Consider the following 15,620-nt stretch of genomic DNA (forward strand, 5'->3'; position numbering starts at 1 on the left):
GCACTCACAGCGCAGGGCGGAGCGGCCACCGAAGGGTTCACCGTCCTGTGCTGACGGCATCACCGGGTTGGAGTCCTTTTCGGGGATTCCGGCAGAGGAACCCGTATGAGATCGCCGTCATCCTCGGTGACCTCGGACCCGCGTCCACCCGGGGGACGTCTCCCGGGTGGACGCGGGCGTCGGGGAGCGCCGCCCACATGGGCCGGGGGCTCAGGGCCGGGGATAGAGCGGTCGAGGCACGGTCACCCGCGACCAGTCGGTGTCCGACCCCAGATAGAACTCCGGGTAGGTCGGCTGGTTGTAGGTGGTCTGCTGCGAGGCGATACCGACCCGGTACTGAGGGTCGTGCATGAGCGTGTGCAACATGTGTTCGGTCTCTTCGGTGGAGGTGTGCACACGCAGCGCCGTGCCGTCCTCGGTGCGCAGGACGAGCTCCTCCCGCCAGTCACCGAACACGTCGGCGACCAGGGACGGGTTTCCCTTGGTGCCGTTGTTGGTCGAGGTTCCCTCCGCGTTCAGCAGGGTGCCGCGGTTCCAGTCCTCGATCGTGGGGGTCTCCACCACACCGTCGACCTCGGCTCCCTCGATGATCTGGGTGGTCATGTCACCCGCCCAACGAATGCTCATGTTGGTGCCGGGGACCTCCTCGCCCAGGCGCTCGCCCTCGGCCGACCACAGACCGCCGTCGCCGTCCTCCCCCGGGGGCATCGACGACCACACCTCGTACCCGGGGCTCGCGGGGTCGACGTCGCCGACCATGCCGCGGCCGGTGTCCCGGCCGGAGTAGGTACCGAACAGCACCTCACCGGTGTCGGCGTCCCGCATGGCCTGACCGTAGGGCGCCCAGGTGGCGCCCTCGTGGACGGTCCAGATCCGCACGTCACCGTCGGGGGTGAACCGGCCGGTGTGCATGGCGTCGCCGTGGCCGAGCTTGACGGACTCACCCGGGGAACCGCTTCCGGGCGGCAGGGTGGCGTGGGAGGAGTATCGCAACGTTCCATCGGAGTTCAGGGTGGCTGCACCGTAGACGATCTCCTGCCGGTGGTCGCCGTCCACGTCGGCCACGCTCAGGGAGTGGAAGCCCTGCCCGGCGAGGGTGCCGTGTTCGGGGTCGGTACCCACACCTCCGTGCGGGGTGTCGTCGAAGGGATTGTCCATGGGCACGTGCCCGCTGTCGGCCACCCAGCGTTCCCGGATCCGTTCGCCATCGAAGTCGTGGGCCACGATCACCGATCGGGTGTAATAGCCGCGCGCGAAGATCGCGGAGGGGGTGCGTCCGTCCAGGTGGACGACGCCGGCCAGGAAACGGTCGACTCGGTTGCCCGGTTCGACGCGGCTCATGGCGTAGTCGCCCCACAGGAGCCCGTCGTCCCCGCGTCCGGGGTTATAGGGGATGGTGTCCAGCTCTTGGCCGGTGAGCCCGTCGAACACGGTGAGGTACTCGGGCCCGTCCACCACGAATCCCTCGAACTCGCGCAGTCGGTTGTTCTCGCTGCGTCCGGGTGCGTAGACGTCCATGAGGTGGTCGGCCAAAGCCTCGGCGTCCACGCGTGAGAGCGGATAGTCGTACTCGGGGTCGATCCCGAAGGCCTCCTCCAGGGTGGCGGGCCAGTTGTCGGCCAGTACCTCGGGGTGTTCGTACCAGCCGAGAAACATGTCGACGACGTGGTCGTGGTAGTCCTCGGCGCTCATGCGGTGGTCTTCGTCGTGGGTGACGCCCGCCGCGACGTCTTCCTTGGGCAGGGTGACGTGCCCTTCCTCGATCACCTCCCCCTCGGACCCGTAGGTGGTGCTCTTCGTACCGGGCGCGGTCTTGAACATCAGTTCCGCGCGGCCGTCCCCGTCGAGGTCGTAGACCAGGAACTGGGTGTAGTGGGCGCCGGAGCGGATGTTCACGCCCAGGTCGATCCGGTTCAGCAGGGTGCCGTCGAGCGTGTAGGTGTCGATGAGGGTGTTGCCGGTGTAGCCCACCTGGGAGACGTCCTTGGAATTCGTGGGGTCCCACTTGACCACGAACTCGTACTGCCCATCGCCGTCCACGTCACCGACGGAGACGTCGTTCGCGGTGTGGGTGTAGTCCTCCCCCACCGGGGTGGTGCCGCCCTCGGGTTGTTGGAGTGGGATGTCGAGGTGTCCGTCGGCCCAGGGGGCGACGGCCTCGGAGGCCTGCTGTTCACGGCCGCGGACCACTGCGGCGACCCGGTACTCGGAGTCGGCTGTGCCCTCGGCGTCCAGCAGATTCGTGCCGTCGGCGACGGTCGTGATCGGTTTCCCGTCCCGATAGACGCGGAAGTCGGGGCCGGTCAGCCCCGTGTCGGTGTGTCCGGTGACCTCGTGGGCGAGCAGCCGCCAGCCAAGGTGGACGCCGTTGTCGGTGTCGACGGCGACCAGCCCGCGGTCGAGTCGTTCGAGCCGCATGAGGTGTCCGGGGCCGGTGCCCGCGGACGTCTCCGACGCGGCCGCGGCGCCGCCCGGGATCAGGAGCAGAGTGGCGGCGGTGAGCGCGGCCAGCCGGACGGGGGTGTGCACGGGGGTGCGGGGGGTCAAGGTTCCACCTCCTGGTGCGAGGGGCAACAACCTGACACGGAAAGCGCTTTCCGTCAAGAGGGTCGGACAGCCCGCTTCTTTCCCGTGGAGGCCCGGGGGCACGGGGTGTGAAACGGGTGGGCTGGGGCGATACGGCCCGCCCCGCCGGTCACAGGTTCTTGCTCTCCACGTCCCACTCCGGGTCGACGCACAGACCACACTCCTCGCCCACGAACAGGTCCGCGGCCTCGGCGTCGTCCTTGAGCTGCCAGCGCAGCCACGCGCTCCCGACCCGCCCGTACTCGCCGCCGTCGGGCTCGGGGAAGGTCCCGTAGTGCCCCACGTCGAGGTGGCCCATGAACGCGGGCAGCCCCTCCGGCAGGTCGCGCCAGTCGTTGAGCGCGTTGCCATAGGCGATATCACTCGGCCCACCGGTGAAGTAGGCGATCGGCGCGTGCAGGTGGTCGAGACGGTCGGGGTCCCCATCATCGAACATGCCGCTGTTCCAGATCACGGTGGTGGTGATGCGGGGGTCATCGGCGACATCGTAGGTTTCCAACCCACCGCACGACTGACCCATGACGGCGATCCGCTCGGTGTCCACGTGCCCGCGGTACTCGCTGAACAATCGGGTGTTCTCTTCGACCGACCAGTCCACCGACTCGATGAGCATCTCCGCGTCGGTACTGCCCGAACCACCCGGGCGACCGTTGGCGATGACCAGGAAACCGTGGGAGGCGAACTCGGTGAGGATGTTCTCGAACCACGTCCCGTCGGCGCGGCAGGCGCCGTTGCCCCAGGCCACGATCGGCAGCGGATCGTTCTCGGGCAGGTCCAACGGCCGGTAGACGGTGTGGTCGGGCAGGCGTCGGTCGACGACGTGCCCGGCCTCGTAGGGGCCACTGCCGCCGGCGACCTCCATGATGTCGGCCGAGGCGGCCCCCGAGGGGATCCCGGCCAGGGCCGCGACCAGGAGCGTTCCGGTCAGGAGGGCGGTGGATCTTCGGGCGGGGGTCGATGTTCCCATCGCGTTCTCCCTTGGCTGGAGGAAAGACACCGGCTGTCCGGTGTCCAGAAGGTGAATATCCGCGTCGCCCACCGGAGCGTCAACGGGTCCACCGACGAACGGGTGGGAACACCGATCCCACGCTCCCGGGCCCCACAGAGGTCGCGGTGTTCCACCGATGCGCGCCCCCGCGCCCGAGGCGGAGAGTGAGACGGACTTATCCGACCGGTAAGGGAGAGACCCCGCGTGGACGACAACCCCCTGCGCATCTACGACTTCATGGCCTGCGACGTCTACTGGGACTTCGACGGAACGCCGTTGCCCGCGAAGCAGCACAAGTTCCTCGTCTCCTTCCACCCCACCCCGGGGATCCCCACCCCCGAGCTGATCCGCTCCATCACCGCGCGCGGACCGGACGGGTACCGGGTGGAGTTCGCCGACCAGGAGTTCACTCCGGCCAATACCAACGGCTACATCTACGACCACGCGCTCGACCACTACTGGTACATGGTCAACCTGCCCACCGGCTTCCTTCCCGGGGGCGTGTACTCCATCGAGGTGATGGGGGTCGACGGCGAGGTCCGGACCCGTTCACGCCACCACGACATCGCGGCCTCCCGGCGTCTGGTGGAGTTCTACACCTCGCACCGGACCGAACTCTCGGAGTCCTTCACGCCCTCGGGCCGGAGCGAGCTGGGGACGGTGCCGACCGACGGCGAGCTGGAGTGCTCCTGGTCAACCCTGAAGGACCTGGGCGGACCGGACGCCCACTACATCTTCCGCCTGTCCACCGGGGGGTCGGCCCGGGAGTTCGACACCCAGAACCTGACCTGGTGGGACAACATCTTCGTCGAACACATGCGTGGGCGTCTGGACGCGGGCCTGAACCGTTCCTCGGTACGGGTGGGCGCCGATCTGGCGACGGGCACCCCCTACGCCTACTTCGTCGAGGCCACCGACTCCAACGTGCAGAGCGAGACCAACATCTGCCTCTTCCAGCCGCACCAGTACTTCCACACCCCGTCTCGGAACAAGGCCGGCACCGGGACCTGAGCCGGAGGCCGCCACGGGCCGGGTGGGCTCTGGGAGATCGCTCGACGGTGGGGTGAGCGCTCAGACCGTACCCGCGCGCCGGACCACGAGCCGGGTTCGGTGTGGCAGGGGGCGCGACGGTCGCGGACCGTCGCGCCCCCGTTCTCAGCCGCTGACGTTCAGATCGGAGCTGCCGCTGCTCTGGTAGCCCTCGGTCGCCAGGATCATGTAGTGGACGAAGTCGCCCAGTCCCATGCCCGCGGCGTTCCAGGCGTCGAAGTGGTTTCCGGTGGTGATGGTGCCGCCGGTACGGGTGGACTGGCGCACGCTCCAGAACTGCGGGAACGTCTCGCTGTCACCCTCCACTGACGGGGAGTCGTAACGCATCGTGTGGTAGAGGTCGTAGCTTCCGCCGTCGCTGTCGACCGTGCCGCGGAAATCGCCTTCGGGCCGGTAGGTACCGAAGTTATCGACGATGTAGTACTCCACGAGCGGGTTCGAGGTCCACCCGTACAGGCACAGGTAGCCGTTGCCGGACGGGTGGAAGCTCCCCGAGTAGTTCACGTTCCTGCGGCCGCCGGTGCTCCAGCCCTTGCCGCACACGAAGTTGCCGGTGTCGCTCCACTGGGTGCTATAGGAGCCCCCGGAACCCAGGGTCATGGAGACCGAGCCACCGCCGTCGGTCCAGAACGAGTAGAAGTATCCGTCGTGTGTTCCGGTCTGGTTCTCGGTGATGGTCTGGGCGTGCGCGGTGCCGGGCATCAGCAGCGAGGGCACCGCCACGGCCAGGGCGCCGGCTCCGGTGAGCCCGATGAAGTTCCTGCGGTCGAACGGGGGGTGGGGGGTGTCGTTCATGGTCGTCTTCCTCCTGGTGGGCCAGGCGGCGCGGCAGGGCACGGAAGGAGCACGCGGTGACCAGGGGTGCGTCACCGTGTGTCGGCGCCGTGCGGCGCAGCGGGGTCGGCTTTTCGCCGTGTCCCGAAGTATCTGTTCGCAAGGAACGTGAGTCAATGTTTTCCGGAAAGTTTCGAAACCTTCATCGGGCGCATGATCGACATATTCCCAGTTGAGTTCGGCTTCTCCATCACGAAAAAAGCAGAGGCCGCCGGATCCGAGTCCAGGCGGGCCTCTGCCCGAGGTGATTTCTACGAAAGTTTCGGAGATCGCGTCCGCCCTGAGGGCATGTTCAGGCGTCGCGGCGCGAGCCCCAGGGCCGGGTGGGCTGAAGTACGGCCTCACTCAGAGCCTCGGAGCGCAGCCGGGTGATCTTCTGGTATTCGGGATCGGCGACCATATCGCTGAACGCCTTTCGGTCGGGGTAACGCACCAACAGGACCGCGTCCCATCCCCGATCGTCCTCTGCCACCAGGGGCGTGTACCCGTCTCCGGCATAGAGCAGTTCGGCCCCGTATTTCTTCAGGAAGGGGGCCGCGCGGCGCGAGTACTCCTCGTACGAGGAGCGTCCTCCGGGGGCGAACCGGAGCAGGTTGAGCATGACGATAGGCCCCCTCCCTCTTCCAGCATGTCCGCGAGCGCCGGGCCCGAGGGGTCGATGGCCATGGATGACTCCTTGCGCGTTCGTCGGATGAGCGTGGACTGCGACACCCACCGTAGCAACCGACTGGTCGGTATGTAACGCTCGGACCATCGGATCACCCTTTCGCACGACTCGCGCCGCGACCCCCGCCCCGCAGCATCGACCCCCTCGGCTCGGACGTGGGCATCCGTGCCAGGGGCGGCATTCTCGCAGCCCACGCCATACGCCGAAAGTCCTCAAAGGCGGCAAATGCCACCGCGAAATGTCACGCGAAAATAACGAAACGATATCGCAGAATCGCTTCTCCGTGACTCGATTTCGGCTTGATCGACACCCTCAATTAAGCATGGTTCAACCCTTTTGCTACAGTTCGTCCGTTGACCACATCCGCCCCACGCGTCCCAAGGGTGACACGCGTCATCGAGCGGTGAACAAAGACACCACGCCCGACCGACCAGAAATCGGAAGGGCGCGCGCACCGGTGAAGCCACTGCCGGACGCCCAGCGCACAGCGTCGTGCGCCGGGGCCGGTGGCCCCAGGACCATTGCGCGCCACAAAAACCGGCAGGCGGTCCGGCACCTGCCCTAAGAAAGGAAATTAATGAGCTCGGAGGAAATGGCGAGCCAGCAATTGAGCGCCCCCGTTACCATTTTTCTCATCGTGCTTTTCTTCGGCGGAACTCTGTTGATGTCGATTCTGATCAGCAAGAAGCGTGAGAACGCCGACGGTTACATGAACGCCGGCCACAATATCGGTTTCGGTATCGCTGCCACCTCCATGACCGCGACTTGGATCTGGGCGTCCTCCATGTACGCCTCGGCCACCGCGGGCTACACCTACGGCATCTCCGGCCCGATCCACTACGGGCTGTGGGGTGCGTTGATGATCCTGTTCATCTACCCCTTCGGCCGACGCATTCGAGCGGTGGCTCCTCGCGCGCACACACTCGCCGAGGTCATGTACGCCCGTCACGGGCGCTCCAGTCAGCTGATGCTCGCAGGCTCCAACGTGCTGGGCAGCCTCATCTCGCTGACCTCCAACTTCATCGCCGGTGGCGCGCTGGTGGCGATGCTCTCGCCGTTCGGCTTCTCCCAGGGCATCGTCGTGATGGCCGCCGGTGTACTCCTGTACACCCTGTGGTCCGGCTTCCGCGCCTCGGTGCTCACCGACTTCGCCCAGGCGATGGCGATGTTGGGCGCCGTGGCCGTCATCATCCCGGTCGTCTTCTACGCCGCCGGTGGCCCGGACATGTTCGAGACCGGGGCACAGAACCTGACCCCCCAGCAGTCGAACTTCTTCTCCTCGGACGCCTTCCTGAACCAGGGTGCGCCCTACATCGCCGCCGTACTGGCCTACGCGATCGGTAACCAGACCATCGCCCAGCGCCTCTTCGCGGTTCGAGAAGACCTGATCAAGCCCACCTTCATCACCGCCACCATCGGTTACGGCGCCACCGTCATCGGTATCGGCATGCTCGGCGTCATGGCCCTCTACCTGGGCATGGAGCCGGCGGGCGGGGACGTCAACAACCTCATCCCCCAGATGGCGACCACCTACCTGGGCCCGATCCTGCTGTGCGTCTTCTTCATCATGATCATCGGCGCGCTGGCCTCCACCGCCGACTCCGACCTGGCGGCGCTGTCGTCGATCATGATGGCCGATGTCTACGGCCAGAACGTCACCGGGCGCAAGAAGGCGAACCCGAAGACGATGCTGCTGATCGGCCGCGTCACGATGATCGTCGCCACGGCCGCGGCCCTGTACTTCGCCAGCGGGCAGATGAACATCCTGGACCTGCTGGTCTTCGTCGGTGCCCTGTGGGGCGCGCTGGTCTTCCCCGTCATCGCCTCCTTCTACTGGCAGAAGGTCACCAACGCGGCCTTCACCGTGTCCACCCTGGCGGCCTTGGCGATCTTCATCCCCGTCCGCTTCGAGATGCTGCCGATGGCCATGGGGATCGATCTCGCCATCGACGTGCTGTCCATCATCGGTGTCGGCGTGGTCCTGGGTCTGATGGCGTTCGGCTTCTTCGGGCTCAAGCCGGCCCTGTGGATCGGTTCGATCGCCGCGATCGTCACCGCGCCGTTCGCGATCGGGTTCCTGCACGACTACACCGTGCTCAGCGGTTCCCTCGTCGCCTACTCCGTGAGCACACTGGTCTGCTACTTCATGTGCTTCCGCAACAAGAAGTCCTTCGACTTCGACCTCATCAAGGAGCGGATCGGTTCGTTCGACCAGAACGAAACCAAGACCTCCACCGATGACACCACCCCGACCCACTGACCGAGAAAGGAAATCATGACGACCTTGGCTCTGACCGCCTACGTGCTCATCTGGCCCCTCATCGTGGCCTTCGTGCTCTACTTCCTCGGGCGCGGTTTCTTCAAGGACTGGCGCCAATCGCGTAAGGACGGGCGTCCGATCATCTGATCCGTGTCTCCTGACCGGTCGGTGAACCGGTCGAATACCGAGCGCTGGGCGCCGGCCCCGAAGGGTCGGCGCCCAGCGCTCGTGCGTCCGAACGACCCTTCCGCTCGGCGATGGATGTTTCCCGATTCGGGGTAGGGCGGTACACAGGCGGAAGAAGACCGAGGACGCCTCCGGCCGGCACAGGTGGCGAACGCATGACGGCAGAACCTACGGCCGTGTGGCTACCAGGAGGCTTCTGGTATGGAAGCGGTACGGATCAGCAGTGTCAACGCGGCCCTACCGACCGCCGCCCTGGAGCAGGCGGACCTGCCCGACATGCTGCCCGCCGGGCACACCGGGGAGCAGGTGCTGCGCAAGGTCGTGGCCGGTTCCGGGATACGCAAACGCCACATGGCGGTCGACCCCCGTGCCGAGGACGTGGCGTACTGGTCCACATCGACCAGGATGCGCCGGTTCCAGGACGAGGGCCTGCCCCTGGCGACGGAAGCGGTCAGCGGCGCTCTCGACCAGGCCGGGGTGACCCCGGAAGAGGTCGGGTTGCTGTGTCTCGTCTCCTCGACCGGTTACGGGACCCCCGGGGTCGATTCCCGGCTGCTCCGGGATCTGGGGATGCGTCCCTCCACACGGCGACTCGTGGTCGGCCACATGGGATGCTTCGCCGCGCTGCCCGGTCTGGCCGTGTGCACCGACTTCGCCGGACACCACTCGGAGCCCGCGGTACTGCTCAATCTCGAACTGTCCTCTCTGCATCTACAGCCCCCGCCGTGGGACACCGAGCAGTTCGTGATCAACTCCCTGTTCGGCGACGCGGCCGTGGCCATGGTGGTCGAGAACGCCGCGGAACGAACGGCGGGACGAGGCCCCGCCCCGCTCGTGGTGGACCTGGCCTCCCACACCGCCTACGAGCATGAGGAGCACATGGCGTGGGAAGTGGGAGACGCGGGCTTCAAGATGGGCCTCACCGCGGCGGTCCCCGACCTGATCGCGGCCTGCCTGCCCGAACTGGTCACCGAGCTGCTGTCCCCGCACGGACTGACCACCGAGGCCATCGACTGGTGGGCGGTCCACCCCGGGGGCCGGCGCATCATCGACGCCGCCGAGGAGAGCCTCTCCTTGAGCCCCTCGGCGGTCCTCCCCTCCCGGCACGTCCTCCAGGAGTACGGCAACTGTTCCTCCGCCGGGCTACCGCTCGTCATCGCCGAGCTCCAGCGCACCATGCCCTTGGCCCCCGGAGAAGACGGTGTCGCCATGACCTTCGGCCCCGGCCTGACGCTGTGCACCGCCCTGCTGCGGGGATAGGCCGACCGCGTACAGGAACCGAGTCCAAGGGGGGACCGTGCACGAAGCAGCCTCGCGTCTGCGTTCCCTGCTCGACCGCGCCGACATCGGTGACCTGCTGACCGAGTTCGTCCACCGCCTCGACGAGCGGGACTTCACCGGATACGCCGCGCTGTTCACCGAGGACGGCGTCCTGCGGATGCCGGGGGCGGAGCACCACGGCCGTGCCGGTCTCGCCGAGTACGTGTCCGCCGACCTGGGCCGTTACCACCGGACCCACCATCTGAGCAGCAACCACCGGATCGCGGTCGACGGGGACCACGCCACGTCCCGGTCCACCATGCACGCGGTCCATCTGCGCGGCTCGGACGATCCCACGGACTGGTGGGCGGCCGGTGGCTGGTACGACAACACCTACCGGCGGGTGGGAGCGGGCTGGTTGATCCATACGGTCGACATCACTCCGCTCTGGCTCGACGAAGGACCCTGAGTCCGCCCCTCCCCTTCGTCGGAGAGCGCGGACAGAGGATGCGCGTCGGACCGGTTCGGCGGAGAACCGGTTCAGCGCTGGGCGACTTCGATGGGGGACGCCTCCACCAGACTGTGCGGCGAACGGGTCGGAACCACCCGTTCGAGCCTCAGCCCGGCACCGGCCAGCAGTTCGGTGAACTGCTCCTCCGTGCGTTCCCGGCCGCCATGGAGAACGAGCATCGCCAGGTCCATGGCCTTCCCCGGGTGGGGGTCATCGCCCGCGGGCAGCACCGACTCGATGAGCAGGAGCTTGGAATCCTCGCTCATGGACCTGCGGCAATTGCGCAGGATGTCCGTCGCCCGTTCGTCGGACCAGTTGTGCAGAACCCACTTCAGTAGGTAGAGGTCGCCGCCCGCCGGCACCTCACGGAAGAAATCCCCGCCCACCACCGAACACCGGTCGGCCAGCCCTTCCTCCCGGATCCTGTCCCGGGCGGAGTCCGCGACCCCGGGGGCCTCGAAGAGGATCCCGCTCGCGGCGGGCTCACGGTGCAGGATCGCGCTGAGCAGAGCCCCCGATCCGCCCCCGACGTCGATGATCCGAGGAGCGCCCGTGAAGTCGTAGACGTCGAGCACAGCGGGCACCACGAGGTGGGTCAGGTCCCGCATCGCCTCGTCGAACAGGCGCCCCTGCTCGGGGTGGCGCGCCATGTGTTCGTAGACGTGCTCGCCCGTGACCGCCGGGAAGGTGGCCTCACCGGTGCGGAGGCTGTGATGGACTCCCCCCAAGACCACAGGGGCCACCGTTCCCGTCAGGGCCAGCACGGAACGCACCGAAGCCGGGTGGTCGGAGCGGAGCGGGTCGCCCATCGGGGTGAGTTCGAAGACGCCGGTCCCGGTCTCGTGGAAGAGACCACGGGAGGCCAGCAATCGCATCACGCGGTGGAGGGCCTCCGGGTCGGTGTCGGTGCGCTCCGCCAGGTCCTCGCACGGACGGGGCCCCGAGGCGAGCAGGTCGGCGATGCGAAGCTCGGCCGCGATCTGTAACGCTCTGGCGTGGATGAGCTCGTCACCCAGTTCGAGGAGGGTGTAGGCCCGTTCCTGATCGCTTCGATCGCCGGCCACGATGCTCCCCCGCCCTTCGGTCCGCCACTGTCATGGGCGCGCCGCGCCGTGGCCGGCGCCCACCCAGGGGAGGGTCGGTCCGGTGCCCGGCGGCCGACCGCACATCTGTCACCGACTGTAGGTTCCCGCGGGCACGGGCCCGGGCAGAGCCCCTGCGCGGCGTGTCGACACCCCGAGACCATCCGCCCCGAGGAGAGGTCTCGCGCCGTGCGCTCTCCCCGTCAAGGAACGGCCGCGCCCCTGGTGAGATCGCCGAGAGGTGCCGGCACCGCAGTGCACGGATATCCAAGTCGCCCCACCGGGCGCTGCCTATCGTGTCGCCATGGACACCACCTCATCGACCGTCAAGGTCGCCGCCGTCCACGCCGCCGCACCGTTCCTGGACCTGGCGGCCGGAGTGGAGCAGGCCCGCGCGTTCATCCGTGAGGCCGGCCGCGCCGGCGCGCGCCTGGTCGCCTTCCCCGAGACCTACCTGCCCGGCTATCCCTACTGGGTCTGGTCCCACACGCCCAAGCACGCCGCACCATTGTTCGCCGAGCTGTACGCCAACTCCGTCGAACTGCCCGGCGAGGCCTCCCGCGCCCTGGGCGAGGCCGCCCGCGAAGCGGGGGTGTGGGTCGTCATGGGGCTCGACGAACGTGACGGCGGCACCCTGTACAACACCCAGGCCTACTTCTCTCCGGCCGGAGAACTCGTCGCCCGGCATCGCAAACTGCACCCCACGAACGCCGAACGCACCGTGTGGGGTCGTGGTGACGGCCGGGACGTCTTCGTCGTGGACACCGGATTCGCGCGTGTGGGCGGGCTGATCTGCTTCGAGCACACGATGGACCTGGCCCGCTATTCGCTGGCCACTCTGGGCGAGCAGATCCATGTCTCCGCCTGGCCGGCGATCAACGCCACCCACGCCGACCCCAACGCCGGCAAGTTCGACCACTACTCGCGCACCCTGGCCGGTGCGCACGCGATCGCCTCCCAGTCCTACGTCGTCTTCGTGCAGGGGCGTATCAGCGAGGAGATCGTGGAACGGCTGGGGATCCCGGAGGGCCCCGACGCTCCGACGGTCGGCGGTGGGATGACCGGGTTCATGGGGCCCGATGGACAGTGGTTGTCCGAGCCGCACCGTGACACCGAGGCGATCGTCTACGCCGACCTGGACCTGGGGGTCATTCCGTTCGCCAAGTACTTCGCCGACGGCGCCGGACACTACGCACGACCGGACGTGTTCTCCTTCGGAGTCGACCGCACTCCGCGAGAGCCCCTCACCACGCAGCGGGTGACACGCCTGGCCACGCCCGGCGCCGAGTCCCCCGCGAGTTCCGAGGACGGCGCCCCCGCCAGGGGCGCGGTGCTCGTCCCCACCGACCGGGTCTGATCCTCGGCGTCCCGTGGCGCGCGAGGAAGCCCGCGGAGCATAATCGGGTCCCGGCGACGTTCTTGGAGGTCCGGTGGACGATCCACGCGTTCACGTTCGGAGCGAGCTCTTCGATTCCCGCAGTGTGCCCGCCCAGGCGCGCACCACTTCGTGGGAGCGTGTCTCGACCCGTTTCCTGGTCCCCTTGCGCATCCACACCGACGCGGGAGCCGTCTCCGGTGTCATCGGCACCCGAAGGGTCGGGCAGGCCGGTTTCTGTCGGCTTCGGGCCACCCCGCACACAGGGGTGCGCACCGCGCGGATGGCGACGGGGGCGGGGGCGGGTCACTACAAGATCGCCCTCGCCCTACAGGGGCCCACCCTGATCACCCAGCACGGTCGACGAGTCCTCCTGCGCCCCGGTGATCTGGCGGTGTACGACACCTCGGAGGCCTACAGCGTGGGCAGCGAACTGGAGTTCGGGCTGCTCATCGCGTTGGTTCCGCACGAGGCCATCGGAGTGTCGCGGGACCGGGTGGCGGCAGTGGCGGCCACCCGCCTGACCGGTCCGGGGGCACGAACCGTACGGAGCGAACTGTCGGCGCTCTCCGAAGGCCGAGCCGCTCCGGCTCTGTTGGATCAGACGTTGGCGACGATCGGAGCGCTCATCGGTGACACTCCCCCGGCCCGGGCCGAACGTCACCGTGCCGGGGACGAGCTCGTGGAGTGCGCCAAGGAGATCATCGGGCACCGGCTCTTTGACCCGGGTCTGGATCCGGACTACGTCGCCGCGATCCTGGGGGTCTCCCGGCGCCGCCTGTACACCCTGTTCGCCGAGCGGATCGGTCCGGTCGCCGCCTACATCCGGACACGGCGGCTGGAGCACGCCCGTGAGATGTTGTCGCGAAGGGACGCGGCTGGTGTCTCCGAGGTAGCGCTCGAATGCGGCTTCGTCGACCCGGCGCACTTCAGTCGACTGTTCCATCGGGCCTACGGGGCGCCGCCCACCCGTTTCCGGGCACGGGCGCACGGGTGAGGCCGCGTTGACGGGCCCCGTAGGGCCATCGCGTCGAGGACCTGGACGGTCGTTCGCGGGAACACCGTCCCGGTCCCTCCGAGAGGTCGGTCCCGGAAGATCGTCTCGGGCGTCCGTCGGAACCGGTGGGAGGACCGCCCCGCATGCACCGAATCGGGCCTGTGGACAACCCGATCCGGTCCCCTGTTCCGGCGCACACTGGAATCATGCTCTCCACCAGCGCGCACACCCTGCTGTGCTCCCTCTTCCGGGACCTGTCCGGCGACCGCCACATCCTCAACCTGAGTTTCCGACACGCGATGTCCACCGCCCTCGACAGGCGGGGGGACCACTTCGAGGTGGAACACCCGGTGGTGATCGAACGCCTGCACATGGCCCTGACCGGTCACACTCCGGCCGCCCTGATCCTGCGCACCTTCACCGACCGCGTCCACGAAACCCTGCCCGACGGCACCATCGTCCCCGTCAAGTCGGTCCGTGGTTGGCGGGTGGGCCACCGCACGCTGATCCCCTTGGACGAGGCGCAGATGTTCGACGCCCATTGCACCGACGCCGCGTCCGGAGAACCCGTGCCTCCCGAGCCCGGGGTGGAGTACGTGGACGCTCCCTACGTCGACCTGTCCGATCTGGAGGGGGTGTGAACCCACCGCTCAGGGCTTGCGGGCCATGCCCCCGTACCCGTCGACCTCGGGTGGGATCCCGAACCCGTTCTCCTCGTAGCGCCATCGGGTCACCGACACCACCCCCGGTTCCACGAGCTCCAGGCCTTCGAAGAAGGCCTCGATCTCCTCCGGGGAGCGCTGGGTGTAGGGCACTCCCCCGCTCTGGTTGTACTGTTCGTGCGCTTCCACGTTGGCCTCGCTGTGCACGTTGGTGCCGTCGTTGATCGTCAGGAAACTCCCCGACGGCAACGGTGCCACCAATCGACGAACCAGGTCACAGGCCTCGTCGTGGTCGGCGACGTGTCCCAGGATCCCCATGAGCATCAGGGCGACGGGCCGGTCCAGGTCCAACACCTCGGCCGCTAGTTCCAGGATCCGTTCCGGTGCACGCAGGTCTGCGTGGAGGTACTCGGTGACGCCCTCCTCGGTGCCCCTCATCAACGCCCGCGCGTGGGTGAGCACCAGCGGGTCGTTGTCGACGTAGACGATCCGGCTGGTCGGGGCGAACGTCTGGGCCACTTCGTGGGTGTTGTCGGCCGTGGGCAGTCCCGTGCCGACGTCCAGGAACTGACGGATCCCCACTTCCCCCGCCAGGTGGCGCACCGTGCGTCCCAGGAAGGCGCGCGAGGCCCGCGCCCCCTGCGCCATGCCGGGGAACACCTCCAGGAAGGCCTCACCGGCCTCTTGGTCAACGGGGTAGTTGTCCTTGCCGCCCAGCCAGTAGTTCCATACACGCGCCGAGTGCGGGATGGAGGTGTCGATCGGGGGGTGTTCACTCATGGGGGGAGCCACCTTCGAGGTCGGGGCGGGGTCGTTCGCGCCATGATAGTCCCACCCACGCCTCGCATCCGGGCCACATCCCTTGGTGGGCAGCACTTCCCGCCCGGGGTCGGGAACGGGAGCCGGGTTCGCGGACCGACTCACGCGTTCACCGGTGAGCACGGCGGCGGCCGTGGCGCGTTCACGGTCCGTTACCGCACCCTGACTAGGTTCGCCGTGTTCGCACCCCCACACGGAAAGCAGCCCGACCATGTCGGTCACCCGCCGTTCGACGGCCCACCGCCCCCTCGCCCTGCTCGCCCTCGGCGCGCTCACCGTGGCGCCCGCGGTGGCCCTGCCCTCCACCGCCTGGGCCCAGACCGCCCCCGAACGTGTCCTGCTC

The 15,620-nt window shown here is 68.0% G+C and carries 13 protein-coding genes and 1 pseudogene; 8 read left to right on the plus strand and 6 right to left on the minus strand.

Annotation, left to right across the window (positions count from 1 at the left end; translation table 11 throughout):
- Positions 1 to 210: 210 nt before the first annotated feature.
- Both BQ8420_RS25700 and BQ8420_RS25705 read right to left on the minus strand, forming a co-directional pair.
- Positions 211 to 2,418 carry a rhamnogalacturonan lyase gene (locus BQ8420_RS25700; protein WP_160049433.1) on the minus strand — a complete coding sequence of 736 codons (2,208 nt, stop codon included), beginning with the start codon at positions 2,416 to 2,418 and terminating at the stop codon, positions 211 to 213.
- Between the two features lie 277 nt (positions 2,419 to 2,695).
- The gene (locus tag BQ8420_RS25705; RefSeq protein ID WP_087102033.1) at positions 2,696 to 3,553 is read right to left on the minus strand and encodes an alpha/beta hydrolase; all 858 of its coding nucleotides are present in this window, start codon (positions 3,551 to 3,553) and stop codon (positions 2,696 to 2,698) included.
- A 225-nt stretch (positions 3,554 to 3,778) separates the two neighbouring features.
- Between BQ8420_RS25705 and BQ8420_RS25710 the strand changes: the two genes are divergently transcribed.
- Positions 3,779 to 4,585, plus strand: a complete 807-nt coding sequence (locus BQ8420_RS25710; protein ID WP_087102035.1) for a hypothetical protein — start codon at positions 3,779 to 3,781, stop codon at positions 4,583 to 4,585.
- A 144-nt stretch (positions 4,586 to 4,729) separates the two neighbouring features.
- Here BQ8420_RS25710 and BQ8420_RS25715 read toward each other — a convergent pair whose 3' ends face one another.
- A complete protein-coding gene (locus tag BQ8420_RS25715; protein ID WP_087102037.1) occupies positions 4,730 to 5,419 on the minus strand; it encodes a glycoside hydrolase family 11 protein in 690 nt (229 codons plus the stop codon).
- Positions 5,420 to 5,750: 331 nt separating this feature from the next.
- Positions 5,751 to 6,124: pseudogene (locus tag BQ8420_RS25720) on the minus strand (DUF1330 domain-containing protein).
- Positions 6,125 to 6,789: 665 nt separating this feature from the next.
- Here BQ8420_RS25720 and BQ8420_RS25725 point away from each other — a divergent pair.
- The 4 genes from BQ8420_RS25725 to BQ8420_RS25735 all read left to right on the plus strand — a co-directional run bounded on the left by BQ8420_RS25725 (position 6,790) and on the right by BQ8420_RS25735 (position 10,300).
- The gene (locus BQ8420_RS25725) at positions 6,790 to 8,385 is read left to right on the plus strand and encodes a sodium:solute symporter family protein (protein ID WP_235006493.1); all 1,596 of its coding nucleotides are present in this window, start codon (positions 6,790 to 6,792) and stop codon (positions 8,383 to 8,385) included.
- 15 nt (positions 8,386 to 8,400) lie between these two features.
- Positions 8,401 to 8,532: a putative transporter small subunit gene (locus BQ8420_RS32920; RefSeq protein ID WP_235006494.1), complete on the plus strand. Its 132-nt coding sequence runs from the start codon at positions 8,401 to 8,403 to the stop codon at positions 8,530 to 8,532.
- A gap of 240 nt (positions 8,533 to 8,772) precedes the next feature.
- The gene (locus BQ8420_RS25730) at positions 8,773 to 9,831 is read left to right on the plus strand and encodes a type III polyketide synthase (RefSeq protein WP_087102042.1); all 1,059 of its coding nucleotides are present in this window, start codon (positions 8,773 to 8,775) and stop codon (positions 9,829 to 9,831) included.
- 37 nt (positions 9,832 to 9,868) lie between these two features.
- Complete coding sequence (locus BQ8420_RS25735) at positions 9,869 to 10,300, plus strand: nuclear transport factor 2 family protein (protein ID WP_235006495.1); 432 nt, start codon at positions 9,869 to 9,871, stop codon at positions 10,298 to 10,300.
- 71 nt (positions 10,301 to 10,371) lie between these two features.
- On the opposite strand, the gene BQ8420_RS25740 is transcribed toward BQ8420_RS25735, so the two are convergent.
- Positions 10,372 to 11,406, minus strand: coding sequence for a methyltransferase (locus BQ8420_RS25740; RefSeq protein WP_087102045.1), 1,035 nt, complete (start codon positions 11,404 to 11,406; stop codon positions 10,372 to 10,374).
- 322 nt (positions 11,407 to 11,728) lie between these two features.
- Here BQ8420_RS25740 and BQ8420_RS25745 point away from each other — a divergent pair, with 322 nt between their 5' ends.
- The 3 genes from BQ8420_RS25745 (at position 11,729) to BQ8420_RS25755 (ending at position 14,437) form a co-directional block, all read left to right on the plus strand.
- Positions 11,729 to 12,781: a carbon-nitrogen hydrolase family protein gene (locus BQ8420_RS25745; protein ID WP_087102047.1), complete on the plus strand. Its 1,053-nt coding sequence runs from the start codon at positions 11,729 to 11,731 to the stop codon at positions 12,779 to 12,781.
- Between the two features lie 73 nt (positions 12,782 to 12,854).
- Positions 12,855 to 13,796: a helix-turn-helix domain-containing protein gene (locus BQ8420_RS25750; protein ID WP_087102049.1), complete on the plus strand. Its 942-nt coding sequence runs from the start codon at positions 12,855 to 12,857 to the stop codon at positions 13,794 to 13,796.
- Positions 13,797 to 14,002: 206 nt separating this feature from the next.
- A complete protein-coding gene (locus BQ8420_RS25755; protein ID WP_087102052.1) occupies positions 14,003 to 14,437 on the plus strand; it encodes a hypothetical protein in 435 nt (144 codons plus the stop codon).
- Positions 14,438 to 14,446: 9 nt separating this feature from the next.
- Here the strand turns inward: BQ8420_RS25755 and BQ8420_RS25760 are convergent, their stop codons facing one another.
- Positions 14,447 to 15,238, minus strand: a complete 792-nt coding sequence (locus BQ8420_RS25760) for an SAM-dependent methyltransferase (RefSeq protein WP_087102080.1) — start codon at positions 15,236 to 15,238, stop codon at positions 14,447 to 14,449.
- Between the last annotated feature and the right edge of the window lie 382 nt (positions 15,239 to 15,620).

Source organism: Nocardiopsis sp. JB363 (genome assembly GCF_900143625.1).
Classification (GTDB): domain Bacteria; phylum Actinomycetota; class Actinomycetes; order Streptosporangiales; family Streptosporangiaceae; genus Nocardiopsis.